This is a genomic window from Nostoc sp. (assembly GCF_036917155.1).
Classification (GTDB): Bacteria; Cyanobacteriota; Cyanobacteriia; order Cyanobacteriales; family Nostocaceae; genus Nostoc.
The window spans coordinates 1-12,170 of sequence record NZ_JBALDZ010000223.1 but is presented as its reverse complement, the minus strand read 5'-3'; the positions used below and the strand labels follow the sequence as shown (position 1 = coordinate 12,170).

13 protein-coding genes are annotated in these 12,170 nt (G+C 44.3%); 6 read left to right on the top strand and 7 right to left on the bottom strand.

Going from position 1 to position 12,170, the window contains the following annotated elements:
- Nucleotides 1–72 precede the first annotated feature (72 nt).
- Genes V7K67_RS29470 through V7K67_RS34615 form a run of 3 tightly spaced genes read left to right on the top strand, consistent with a single transcriptional unit; the run spans nucleotide 73 to nucleotide 1,029 of the window.
- Nucleotides 73–735, top strand: coding sequence for a DUF1361 domain-containing protein (locus tag V7K67_RS29470; RefSeq protein ID WP_335169547.1), 663 nt, complete (start codon nucleotides 73–75; stop codon nucleotides 733–735).
- Nucleotides 732–944, top strand: coding sequence for a hypothetical protein (locus V7K67_RS29465; protein ID WP_335169545.1), 213 nt, complete (start codon nucleotides 732–734; stop codon nucleotides 942–944). The genes V7K67_RS29470 and V7K67_RS29465 overlap by 4 nt, the downstream gene beginning before the upstream one ends.
- A complete protein-coding gene (locus V7K67_RS34615; RefSeq protein ID WP_442943961.1) occupies nucleotides 868–1,029 on the top strand; it encodes a DUF4276 family protein in 162 nt (53 codons plus the stop codon). Before V7K67_RS29465 ends, V7K67_RS34615 begins: the two co-directional genes overlap by 77 nt.
- Here V7K67_RS34615 and V7K67_RS29460 read toward each other — a convergent pair whose 3' ends face one another.
- Nucleotides 1,030–3,378, bottom strand: a complete 2,349-nt coding sequence (locus V7K67_RS29460; RefSeq protein WP_335169543.1) for a putative PEP-binding protein — start codon at nucleotides 3,376–3,378, stop codon at nucleotides 1,030–1,032.
- 501 nt (nucleotides 3,379–3,879) lie between these two features.
- Between V7K67_RS29460 and V7K67_RS29455 the strand changes: the two genes are divergently transcribed.
- Complete coding sequence (locus tag V7K67_RS29455) at nucleotides 3,880–4,338, top strand: MgtC/SapB family protein (RefSeq protein WP_334732321.1); 459 nt, start codon at nucleotides 3,880–3,882, stop codon at nucleotides 4,336–4,338.
- Between the two features lie 217 nt (nucleotides 4,339–4,555).
- On the opposite strand, the gene recF is transcribed toward V7K67_RS29455, so the two are convergent.
- Nucleotides 4,556–5,686, bottom strand: coding sequence for a DNA replication/repair protein RecF (gene recF, locus V7K67_RS29450; RefSeq protein ID WP_334732320.1), 1,131 nt, complete (start codon nucleotides 5,684–5,686; stop codon nucleotides 4,556–4,558).
- Between the two features lie 241 nt (nucleotides 5,687–5,927).
- On the opposite strand from recF, the gene V7K67_RS29445 reads away from it, so the two are divergent.
- The gene (locus V7K67_RS29445) at nucleotides 5,928–6,116 is read left to right on the top strand and encodes a hypothetical protein (RefSeq protein WP_334732319.1); all 189 of its coding nucleotides are present in this window, start codon (nucleotides 5,928–5,930) and stop codon (nucleotides 6,114–6,116) included.
- Nucleotides 6,117–6,280: 164 nt separating this feature from the next.
- Here the strand turns inward: V7K67_RS29445 and V7K67_RS29440 are convergent, their stop codons facing one another.
- From V7K67_RS29440 to V7K67_RS29430, 3 genes are all read right to left on the bottom strand, one after another.
- Nucleotides 6,281–6,442, bottom strand: coding sequence for a hypothetical protein (locus V7K67_RS29440; RefSeq protein WP_334707624.1), 162 nt, complete (start codon nucleotides 6,440–6,442; stop codon nucleotides 6,281–6,283).
- Nucleotides 6,443–6,456: 14 nt separating this feature from the next.
- On the bottom strand, nucleotides 6,457–9,315 hold the full coding sequence (locus V7K67_RS29435) for a cation-translocating P-type ATPase (RefSeq protein WP_335169540.1): 2,859 nt from the start codon (nucleotides 9,313–9,315) through the stop codon (nucleotides 6,457–6,459).
- Between the two features lie 153 nt (nucleotides 9,316–9,468).
- Nucleotides 9,469–9,594 (bottom strand): hypothetical protein, encoded by a 126-nt coding sequence (locus V7K67_RS29430; RefSeq protein ID WP_334707625.1) that lies wholly within the window; start codon nucleotides 9,592–9,594, stop codon nucleotides 9,469–9,471.
- Nucleotides 9,595–9,602: 8 nt separating this feature from the next.
- Here V7K67_RS29430 and V7K67_RS29425 point away from each other — a divergent pair, with 8 nt between their 5' ends.
- On the top strand, nucleotides 9,603–11,273 hold the full coding sequence (locus V7K67_RS29425) for a transglutaminase family protein (protein WP_334732318.1): 1,671 nt from the start codon (nucleotides 9,603–9,605) through the stop codon (nucleotides 11,271–11,273).
- 11 nt (nucleotides 11,274–11,284) lie between these two features.
- On the opposite strand, the gene V7K67_RS29420 is transcribed toward V7K67_RS29425, so the two are convergent.
- Complete coding sequence (locus V7K67_RS29420; protein WP_334732317.1) at nucleotides 11,285–11,440, bottom strand: hypothetical protein; 156 nt, start codon at nucleotides 11,438–11,440, stop codon at nucleotides 11,285–11,287.
- Between the two features lie 35 nt (nucleotides 11,441–11,475).
- Nucleotides 11,476–11,988 (bottom strand): helix-turn-helix domain-containing protein, encoded by a 513-nt coding sequence (locus V7K67_RS29415; protein WP_334732316.1) that lies wholly within the window; start codon nucleotides 11,986–11,988, stop codon nucleotides 11,476–11,478.
- Nucleotides 11,989–12,170 lie beyond the last annotated feature (182 nt).

Below are 12,170 nucleotides of genomic sequence, written 5' to 3'. Positions count from 1 at the left end.
TAAATCACTAAGCTTGACACTAACACTACAAAGTGAATCTACATTAATTAAACATCTTCCAAGTAAGCACCTATGAAAGAAGAATTGATAGCCAGAGTTTTGCATATCTTGCGAATTAATATGAGTTGGATGACTTGGAATTTGTTTCTGGCTTTTATACCTTTGGCTTTAAGTGTGTGGCTATTTCGCATGAAGCGCGGTGGTACTTGGCTGTGGTGGCTCGGATTCTTAGTTTTCTATGCTTTCTTACCAAATGCACCGTATTTGTTGACTGATGTAATTCACTTGATAAATGATATCCGCATGATTCAATCGGTGTGGATAATTACTTTAGTACTTATTCCTGTGTATCTCGTAGTAATTCTAGGTGGATTTGAAGCTTATGTAATATCGTTAATTAATTGGGGCCACTACTTACGTCGCATCGGCAAAAGCCAATGGATTTGGCCCTTTGAATTGATTACTCATTTCCTGTGTGCTATTGGTGTTTATTGGGGAAGATTTTTGCGCTTCAACAGTTGGGATTTTATTACTCAACCCGATGCCGTACTGACCAAAGGTGTTGAGGAAATTCTCGGTAAACAGCCATTGGTGATTATTGCTATCAGTTTTGTGATCCTTGTGGGACTGTACTGGATTATGAAACGAGTCACTTTGGGTTTTATCAGGCAACCAAAAGATGCATATCCTCTCAATACACAATCAGCCGATACTAACACCCCAAATGCTGGATGAGTAACTATGTTGAAGCAGGCTTAATAGGAAAATTGGTTTATGGTCGCACGGTTAACTGCATCTGCCTTGTCACACCCACTCTAAACGCTTTTCTGTCAACGGGTAGGACATCCCCAAGGATTGACCAGTTGGGTGCAGGGCATCAGGAAACAAAAATTATTGCCGCAGCAGAGGAAGGTAAACAAACAGCTAGGACCACAGTTGGCTGAACGAATTGGACTAGAAGTAATTCGGAGCAGGTGTCCCCACTTCAACACATGGCTATCACGCCTAGAATCATTGAATCACTCTTAACTAATGCAGTTTTCGTCGTGCTGCTGCTAAAATTAAACGTTGTTCAGCACGAGCGATCGCCTGATATGTTCGCTCTACTGCTTCCGGTTCCACGGAAATGGAAGTAATACCCCATTCCACTAACTTGTCGATAATTTCTGGGTAAAGGGCTGGTGCTTGACCGCAGATTGAACAAGGTATACCAGCACTTTCAGCCATTTGGATTAGTTGTGCGATCGCCCTCATCACAGCCGGATGACGTTCATTAAATACTTTTGCTAGCTGTCCTTGTTCTCGATCTACTCCTAGCAATAATTGGGTCAGGTCATTAGTACCAATGGAAATTCCGGCAACACCTGCTGTAACATATTCTGGCAATAAAAACAGTACACTTGGCACTTCTGCCATCATCCAGAGTTGAAACTGCGCCACCTCAGTTAAAAAAGCTTGCTCAACTTTGCGACGGCAAAAGATAAATTCTTCCACAGTCCGCACAAAGGGCAAAAGTAGGTTGACATTGCTGTAACCAGCTTGCTGTACACTCGCCAAAGCTTTCAGTTCTAGCTCAAATACTGCGGGATTTTGCAAATAGCTAAAAGTGCCGCGTTCACCTAACATCGACTGGGGCGAAGATTCTAAACTATCACTCAATGATGGCAAATCTTGCGATCGCCAATCTAAAGAACGATAAAAAACTGGTCTTGGCGCAAAGGCACGGGCAAACTGCATAATCTGGTCTGACCATAGCTCTAACAATTCTGCCTGACGCCCGCCTAAAATCCAACTATTAGGATGTTGCCCAGACAATATATTTAATACCATCAATTCTGAGCGCAACAATCCCACCCCATCCACAGGCAAGCTTTGCACTTGTTCTATGAAAGTGGATTGACTCAAGTTAACCAGCAATTGGGTAGCAATCATAGGTAGATGAGACGTAACAGCAGGATGGGATACTTTCAGGCTGGGGTGACGGGAGGAAAGAAGATTTTCTTCTCTTCCTTTGTCCATCTCCTCCTTGAAGTCTCCTTTGATGCGATAAACTTCTCCTCTGTCGCCATCAAGCAACAGTCGTTCCCCAGTTTGAATTAAAGTTGTGGCAGATGTGGCGTTTACTACTGCGGTGATACCTAATTCTCTAGCCAGAATTGCCGCGTGGCTGGTTAATCCCCCTTGTTCTGTGATAATACCAGCAACTTGTTGCAGTAATGGCAACCAATCAGGTGTAACTGTTGGTACTACTAAAATCACTCCGTTGGGTAGTCGTTCGGGTTTCTGTTGCGGATTAATAATTACCAGCGCCGTGGCTACAATACGTCCCCCTGCTGCCCCTAGTCCCCGAATGAAGTGTAAGTGAGGAATTACAGATTGGGAAGGACTAACTTGTGTGATGTAGAGCTTGCTAGATGCAGGTTGTTGAGCAATAGTCCATTTAATGGTGAAGGTTTTACCTAGTTCACTCACTAGTTGAGTTCCCAGAGCAATTATTTGTTGTAAGTATTCTTCTTGTAAAGCGTACTGTTTTTGCTGGGCTTCTTGAAGTAAATAGGTAGTCAGACAAGTGTGATTTGTTGTTAGCACTGAATTCGCCACGGGTTGCGAAAAAGCTCCAGGCGCGGCATCTTCAACACCATAAGCCAGCATTTTATTACCCAGTTGTTGCTCAAGCACAACCCTAGTTTTCGGTTGAATGTAGTAAACATCTGGCTGTACTTCACCTTGAGCGATCGCAATTCCTAATCCCCAAGTAGCTTCAATTTCCCACCCAGAGGGATCGGCTGTGAGCAAGCCACTGGCGATCGCATTTTCAACAGGTTGCACCAAAACGGCAAGATTAATCTGTTGCAGATTAATTCCTGAGTGCTGCCAATATAAAAGACTCCGGGCCCGAAATATCTGGCTCCAAGTACGCTTTAAAGCTAAAGCGATCGCTTCGGGTTCGCACTGGCAAAACACCGACTCCAGCAAACCAGATATATCCTTCATCCCTGGGGTAGCAGTTGATACTGCCAAAGTCGGCCGAAGAATCAAACAGCCAGTTTGCCATTCTCTAGCTGTTTGGAAAATATTACTTACCCACTGCTGTGGTACAGTCGCAGTCAGAATTTCTTGGCGCAAGCGACTAGCCACCTGCTGAAGTTGACGCCAATTAGTAACATCCAGGTGTAACGAAGAATGGGGTAAGTCAGCCACTAATGACTCTGAACTATTGAGATTTTCGAGAAATTGGCGCAAAATTTCTGCCGAAACGACAAAACCAGGCACCACCGGATAGCCATGCTGGATAATTTTGCTCAAGTAAAACGCTTTGTCACCTACTTTGGAGCGGTCTTGTAGTTTAATTTGGTCTAGCCAGTAGAGTTTATCCACTCAATTTGTTAGTTGTCAATTGTCTATTTGTAGCCACAGCCATTTCTTCCTGGTATGTTATCAGCCGTTAATCCACTGACTCTTGAATCAGTGCTGAGTGCTGTACGGTTTCATATTTAATTATTGAGTGTATGGGTTAAATCTAGCAATTTAAGGTAAAATTTTATAGTGTTATACCAATTCTGTATGAAGATGCACAGAATATTAAACGAACCGCCAAGTACACCATCGCGTAGCGTCTCGTTAGAGAAGAGCGCCAAGAATAGAGAGTTACTCATTTAGTGCAGCTTCACATTAAATTGGTATTAGTTATTTTAAATAGCCAAAAAACTATTTAATAAACTTAAAAGTCGTGTAGTTTGCCCAGATTATGATATTGGTGATGATTTGGTAATGCAAACCTCCATTCCATTAAAAAAAGATTAGAGTCTTTTGTACTATTTGTATAAAAGGATTACCATTTAACCTAGTATATAAGATTATCTATATCAAACTTAAGCATTGCCAAACACTTACTACGTTGCAACTAATGATTGGCTCAATATCAGCTTCCGGCTATGCGTTGCATTGCTTATTGGAGCAATAATCGGCTTAGAACGCCAAATTAGGCGCAAACCAGCCGGTTTAAGAACTCATATGCTGGTGAGTTTAGGTTCAGCCATGTTTACCTTGACAATCATGCAAACAGGAGGATTGCAAGGTAGTCCTGATGCACTTAGCCGCGTCATTCAGGGGATTGCAGCTGGTGTAGGATTTCTTGGAGCGGGAGAAATTGTCCGCCAATCATCCCAAGAATCACAGCAACTTGAAATTCACGGACTCACCTCAGCAGCAGCTATTTGGGTTTCAGCTGCATTAGGAATTGCTGCCGGCTGTGGTTTATGGCAGTTAGGATTGATTGGTGCTGTATTGACTTTTTTGGTTCTCAACGTTTTTAAAAGGTTAGAAAAACATCATTGAAAAAGGGACTGGGGATTAGGGACTGGGAAAATTGTTCAGGGATTCAGACCACTACCCAAGTTTTGTTCGCGCAGCGTCTCTCTCGTAGAGAAGAAAACTCTTAATTTTGAATTTTGTTAGCGCAGCGTAAAGCCTTCTCTTTCAGAGACGCGAACGCGAACGGCATGGCTTCGCTTAGAGCGAGTCTGCGTACTCTTTCAGAGTCTCGTAGAGAGCGTCATTTTGAATTTTGAATTGTTATTTGTCCTGCTTTCACAAAAAGAATTTGGGAGGACTTCAACCACTGGGAATCAAAAGAACCCAAGTGAGTTGTAGTAATCAGGGTTTGAAAGCGGTCTTGAATAGCATCAAGTAATTGATTTTGGCGGGATAAATCTAGTTCGGCAAGAACATCATCAAGTAATAGTAATGGTGGCTCTTTGACGACTTCTTCAATTAATTGTAATTCGGCTAACTTTAAGGCTAGAACCAGCGTTCGTTGTTGACCTTGAGAACCGTATTGACGAGCGGGTGTCTGGTTAATAGTTAATTCTATTTCGTCGCGATGGGGGCCAACCAGGGTAGTACCTTGGTGCATTTCGGCGATCGCTCGCTGCTGAATTTTGGCTAAAAAAGCTTGCTGTACTTCTTCTGGCTGATTATCCTCTAAAGGAATATTCGGTACGTACTTGATTTGCAGAACTTCTGTACTGCCGCTGATACTGGCGTGCCAAGCACTAGCAATGGGAGCTAATCTTTGGATGGCGCGATCGCGCCGTCTAATTACCCTGGTTCCTGTAGTCGCTAACTGTGCATCCCACACTGCCAGTTCTGAGTGTAAAGATGTTGCATCCAACGACTCTACATGGCTTTTTAAAAAGGCATTACGCTGGCGTAACACGTGGTTATACTGCTGCAAAATGTGAGCATAAACTGGTTCGAGTTGAATTAAAAGTGTATCTAACCAGTTGCGGCGACCTTCCGGGCCGCCGCGTACTAGTTCTAAATCCAGGCTGGAAAATTGGACGGCATTGAGAACGCCGAGAAAATCCATTTGACGGCGGATCGATTCACCATTGAGAGCAACGCTACGGCGACCATTGCGGCGCAGGGTTAAAGTCAGGTCACTAATGCCTATTTGTCGCTCAAGGGTGGCATTAATTTGGGCTATGGCTTCCCCTTCTTGAACCAAATCGCGATCGCGGGTCATGCGGTGCGATCGCAATGTTGCCATCAACTCCACCGCCTCCAACAAATTCGACTTTCCCTGAGCGTTATTACCTACCAAAATTGTTTTAGCAGCAGTAAACTCAACCTGCTGGTCTTGATAATTGCGAAATTGTCGGAGGCTTAGAGTTTTAAGATACATAGAAAACAGAAGGAAAGGAGAACGCTACGAAGGTTAGACACGGTTATAGAAGTAAAATTGTAGAAGTTCAGCACAAGAAAAATGACTGACACACCTGAATACTTCCCTAACCGAATAGACCGTATTGAACAAATAATCTTGGGGTTGGCTGAAAGACTTTCCTAGTACACAAGAACAATTAGACAATTTAACTATTAGACAAGCTAACACTCAAGCACAACTGGATGAACTAAGCAAGGATTTGAGAGAGCTTACCAGTAACGTTGACCGTGTTCTGGGTCGTAGTGCGATTTTGGACGGTGTGTTACTTGAGTTACGCGATAGCCATGAACAACATCAGCGTAATTTTGAAGAACATCAGCGCACTACAAATGCTGCATCACAAAGTCTTGAGTCTATCTTGTTGCAGTTGATTAGAAATAATTCTTGAAATGCGATCGTTAGAGTTAAACCAATTCGCAATTACGTTTTGTGACGGGAATTTAGCGCAAAGTGCGGTCTTGGGGTCTCCCCAAGAGGAGCAACTTTGCAAGACAGACCCCGACACAAAACTGCTGCCTATAGAGATAGGGAATTTAAACCGCTCCAAAAACGCTAACAATTGCTAACATTTTCTTCCTGCTTCATCCTGGCGGTGTCGGCACTCACCAGTCCACGGGCTGACACGACCAAGCTGGCCGCCTTCTTTAAATTCATGGAAGCATTCAAGTCTCTGTCACACTCAAACTGGCACCCAAAGTCTGTTAACGACCGCATCTTAAAGACTACTCTCACACAGCCTTCTTCCCCATAATCCGCAAAAATATCTTCTCCCCTTCAATCCAGACAAACATTAAGGCACTGAAGCCAATACAAATCCCCAACTCTTGCATATTCAGGTAGTGAGTACCAAAGAAATCTCGCAGGGGTGGGACATAAACTAGCATCAACTGCAAAATCGTGGTGACGACAACAGCCGCTAGTACAAAAATATTAGAGAAAGGATTCATCTCAATGGTTAGTCGGTTGTTGGAGCGAATGGCGATCGCATGTCCCATTTGGGCGATACACAAGGTAGTAAATACCATTGTCTTCCAAGCTTCGGGATCGCCCTGGTAGTCAGGGGCATGGGTATGTTGATAAGCCCACAACATCAACGTAATGGTAATAATGGCAAATATTATACCAATGCGAATCATGTAAGAACCTAATCCCCTAGCAAAAATACTTTCACGGGGACTAAAAGGCGGACGCTGCATCACATCCGGTTCTGGAGGTTCCACAGCTAATGCTAAGGCTGGTAAACCGTCTGTCACCAAGTTCATCCAGAGAATTTGTAAGGGAGTAAGGGGAACGCCTCCCAAACCAATTAGGGGCGCAGCTGCAATTGTGAGAACTTCACCAATGTTACTGCCCAGGATGTATTTAATAAAGCGGCGGATATTAGTGTAAATAACTCTGCCTTCCTTGGTGGCGCTAACAATGGTGGCGAAGTTGTCATCAAGTAACACCATGTCGCTGGCTTCTTTACTGACATCAGTGCCAGTAATGCCCATTGCAATCCCGATGTCGGCTTGTTTGAGGGCTGGAGCATCGTTGACACCATCACCCGTCATCGCCACAAATCGACCCCGGCGTTGCAGTGCTTGGACAATTCGCAGTTTGTGTTCTGGGGAAACTCTGGCATAGATGCTTACCAGATCAACGTTTTGCTCTAATTCCTGGTCAGTCATCCGTTGCAATTCTTGACCTGTGAGTAGCCTATCGCCTTCTTGGGCAATTCCCAAATCAGTGGCGATCGCTCGTGCTGTTAATTGGTGGTCGCCTGTAATCATGATTGGGCGAATGCCTGCATCCCGACACTCTTGGACTGATGCCCTTACTTCTGGGCGTGGTGCATCTAACATTCCCACCAATCCCAGCCAAACCAAATCTTGCTCAGATGTTTCGTCTGAACCTGACGGTGGAATTTCTACTAAAGGTTTGTAGGCAAAACCTAGCACCCGCAAACCTTTACTCGCCATCAGGTCATTTTCTGCCAAAATTTGCTGGCGTTGTGCTTCGGTTAAAGTACCCGTGTAATTACCCAAATGAATCTGAGTGGAACGTGCCAAGGTTAACTCTGGAGAACCTTTGGTAAACATTAAATAAGGTTCAGATTGCAGAAAACCGGCGATCGCAGGGTCAATTCCTCTCGAAGATGCTTCACCTGTGGCGACTCCCTCCACCTGAGTAATGACGCTCATCCGCTTCCGTTCTGAGGAAAAGGGGAACTCCGCAACACGAGGTAACTTACTGTTCCACTGGTCTTTTTCAATTCCGGCTTTTCCTGCCAGAGTGAGTAATGCCCCCTCTGTAGGATCTCCCAAAATTGCCCATTCACCTTGTTCTTTTTGCAACACTGAATCATTACAAATAGCACAGGCGACTGATAACACTGGGATTTCTGGAGACTCCTCTAGGGAAATTTGTTGACCATCTAACTGAAAGTCCCCTGTGGGTGCATAACCTTCGCCAGTGACGCGAAAAGTTTTGTTATTGGTGGAAACCGATTGCACCACCATTTTATTTTGAGTCAGTGTACCGGTTTTATCAGAACAGATAGTAGTTACAGAACCCAATGTTTCTACTGCTGGCAATTTGCGAATCAAGGCATTTTGGCGCACCATTCGCTGGGTTCCCAGTGCCAAGGTGACGGTAATTACAGCTGGTAAACCTTCTGGTACTACAGCAACGGCCATACTCAAGGAAACTTCCAAGAGTTCTTGGATGTTTTTAAAACCTCCGTCCTTGATGACACCACCAATCACAACGATCGCCACGAGAATTAAAGAACCCGTAACCAGGACATTACCCAGTTGAGTCATCCGCTGCTGTAAAGGCGTAGGTTCACTTTCTACCGCCTGCAACATCGCAGCAATTTTACCCAGTTCTGTAGTCATGCCGATGTTCGTCACCAGAACCTTGCCGCGTCCTTGGACTACTTCAGTGCCTTGAAACACGACATTGAGGCGATCGCCTAGTGATGTTTCCTCTGGCAATTTTAGTGATGCCTGTTTATTAACCGCTTCGGCTTCACCAGTTAAGGCCGACTCACGCACTTGTAAATTCGACTGTTCGATCAAGCGGCCATCTGCGGCTATCTGCATCCCAGCTTCCAGCAGCATTACATCCCCTGGAACTAGTTCCTTAGCTGCTATCTCCACCAATCTGGTGTCGCGGATTACCCGCACTAAGGGAGAGGTCATTTTTTTCAAGGCTGCCAAGGCTTTTTCGGCACGGCTTTCTTGGACGTAGCCGAGTATGCCGTTGAGGATGACAATTGCTAAAATAGCGATGGTATCTTTAAATGGCACTTCACCAGGCTTTAAGGTGCCCGTCCGCCAACCCCATAAATCTATCAAGCCAGAAATCAGAGCGACGCCAATCAGCATCAACAACATAATGTTCTTGAACTGATCCAGCAGAATTTCCCAAGTACTACGGCCAGCAGTTTCTTCAAGTTCGTTGGGGCCGTATTTTTGCAATCTCTGTTGAATTTCTTGGGGTGTTAAGCCGCTGTCTGCATTACTATCAAGCAGGTCTAGCGCTTTATCAACTTCTAAACTATGCCAAACGGCGGCACCTTCAGGCAGAGAATTAGCAGACATCGTGTAGGTCACAGCAAATGGTTACAAAATTCGATCATAATTTAGTGATGGCAGGAATTCCATCTCCTAAAGTTACATTAAGGCGATCGCCCAGTCGGATGAATGTATCTGTAATTCTTAACATTTGTAAATTCTTCCTATTTTGACATAGTATTATTTCTCACGAAAGAGTTTTTCGGAACACATTGTACCGATAATTGTTAGTACCCCGCCGTAAACGTGGCGTTTTAAGGGTTTGGCATCTAATCCCCAGTCCCCAGTCACTTTTACACTTACCACAAGGTTTTATGAGTTTTGCACTCCCCACTTTGACCGTTAGCCAGATGTTTGGGCAAAAAACAATTCGACCGCTTACTGCTGCTGCCCTGTGTGGCATTACTTTCATCAAAGATAGACTGATTGCCATTGACAGTATTAAAGGGCATCTACTGGAGATTGATCCCACCTCTGACAACAGTAAAATTCTCAATCCCCATCAAGTTAAAGAATTTACCGATGTCACTGGTCTAGCGGCGTGGGAAGATACTCTGTGGGTGAGCCGAGAAAATAGTGTTTACTTGTGCAAGCTCGATGCTTTGGGTCTGGAACATTTTGTGACATTGCCTTATCCGGCTGACGGTGTTGCTGTTTGGGAAACAACAGTTTATGTCAGTTGCCAAAGACTAGGTTATATTCTGGTTTTTGACCGCGAAACGCGAAAAGAGATTACCAGATTTTATGCCCCTGGAGTTGGGATAGAGAATTTGGCAGTCAACCAAGAAATGCTGTGGATTTGCGATCGCACTGAACAATCAGTTTATGCGATGGACAGGGCCACAGGAGAACTACAATTCAGTGTCCTGACACCCTTTGAATGTCCCACAGGCATCGCAATCCATAAAAATGCCGAAACAGGCAAAGAGAGTATTTACGTCGCTTACGCCTCAGAGGAGCCTTATATTCGGGATAACCCTAATGCCGATCCGAGTCATGAGCTAACATTCCGCGATCGCACTTTTATTCACCCCCTGTATTATCATTACCAGCCAGATAAGCGTTACGCCCTCTCTAATGGCTATCTCATTGAAATGTCTTATGCTGAGGAAATTGCACCCTTAGACGAGGTTTATATCCCTGATGTGGAATGGCGCATCGCCCTACCATCTGAAACTGAGCGTCAAAAGGTGAAACACGTTGAACCTATTGGTATGCCTTTTACCGAAGAAGTGATAGAAGGGCAACGGGTAGCAGTCTTTAAATTTGACTCTCTTGCTCCAGGAGAACGGCATATATTTGGCTGGAAAGCACTTTTAGAAGTTCGAGGAATTAAATATCGCATCACACCCAGAGATGTCGAAGATATACCTGAACTCTCCCCAGAATTACAAACACGTTACTTAGTAGATGACGACGATTTAGCAATGGATACTCCCATTGTTCGCCGTGCCGCCAGAGAAGCGATTGGTTCTGAAACCAATGTGCTGCGGAAAATGCACAGCATCCGTAACTACGTCTACGATCAGTTATCTTACGGTATTAAACCTTATATTGATACGCCAGATATAGTTTTAGAACGGGGCGTTGGTTCCTGTGGCGAATATGTCGGCGTTTTACTTGCCCTATCCCGTTTAAATGATATCCCCTGCCGCACCGTCGGTAGATACAAATGTCCTCCCCATAGTGACTTACTAGGAGTGCCACTACAACCCGACTTTAATCATGTTTGGCTGGAGTTCTACGTCCCAAATTTTGGCTGGTTGCCAATGGAATCAAATCCTGACGATGTAGATGAAGGTGGGCCTTATCCCACGCGCTTTTTTATGGGCTTGTGCTGGTATCACATTGAAATTGGCAAAGGTATCACCTTTGAAACCGTCACAAGTCAAGGTGCGCGGCTTACTAAAGAAGATATCCCCATTGGTGATTTGGCGATAAATCATATCCGGTTCACAATTCTTAAAGAATTACCACCCTTTTGAATTTCTTCGATTTATTTACCCAAATTATGCTTTTTAATTAGCTCCTGGTTTTCAGGCTTATTGAGCCAGTCTTCTAGAGCCTCAGTGATCGTATCGCTGAGGTTTTTATCTTTGAGAGCTACCACAGCCCGAAACAATCGGTTTAACTCTGGAGAAACTAGGTGCAAATTATTTTGTGGGATTTATGACTCAAGGCTTTTTGTCAAATTCTTCGTCCACAGGGGGGGGTTAACCAGTAGCGACTCTGGTGGGGTTTAAGTTCTGCTTCTTGTAATAATCTTCCCAGATGACGGACGGATATGCTTTCAATTATCCCTTGTTTGATAATTTCGTCTGCTAATTCTCTTGGTGTCCAATGACTTATTGGTCGTCCATAGTCGGACGGTGGTGAACATGCAAGGGCGAATAGTTCGATTACTTGCTCCATACTAAATTTTACTGGTGCGCCAATACGCTCTAAGTCTTGTAATCTCTGCAAAATAGACAACTCTTTATCGCTAGTTTCACACCATCGGTTTCGCCATAAACGAGCCATATCAAGACTTATATCTAATATCCGCGCAATTTCACCATGATTTTTCCCCTCTGACGCTAGGAGAATTATTTTTGCACGTAGTACTAGTTGTTGCGCGGCATTGTGTCGGTTTACCAACTGTTGCAGTTCTGAGCGATCGCTCTCGTTCAAATTTAATACTTTTGGAGCTAATCGTGCCACACCTGCTTCCCTTGTTTTCAGCCTAAACTGCTTTGACTCTACTTTCTTAGTTTCTCACAATAATACTTGGTTTATTTCCGCCGTGGTGTACTAGTCTTTTTCAAATTGAGGATTTCGAGATTCCAAGGTTTGTGTCAGCCTATCTAATGCCCCAGTTAATCTTTCCTGAGCTACAAGGTTAG

Coding starts and splice junctions, on each gene's coding strand:
- recF (WP_334732320.1), bottom strand. CDS start 5,686: ATGTATCTTAAAACTCTAAGCCTCCGACAATTTCGCAATTATCAAGAC.
- V7K67_RS29425 (WP_334732318.1), top strand. CDS start 9,603: ATGAGTTTTGCACTCCCCACTTTGACCGTTAGCCAGATGTTTGGGCAA.
- V7K67_RS29435 (WP_335169540.1), bottom strand. CDS start 9,315: ATGTCTGCTAATTCTCTGCCTGAAGGTGCCGCCGTTTGGCATAGTTTA.
- V7K67_RS29470 (WP_335169547.1), top strand. CDS start 73: ATGAAAGAAGAATTGATAGCCAGAGTTTTGCATATCTTGCGAATTAAT.
- V7K67_RS29465 (WP_335169545.1), top strand. CDS start 732: ATGAGTAACTATGTTGAAGCAGGCTTAATAGGAAAATTGGTTTATGGT.
- V7K67_RS29440 (WP_334707624.1), bottom strand. CDS start 6,442: ATGCGGTCGTTAACAGACTTTGGGTGCCAGTTTGAGTGTGACAGAGAC.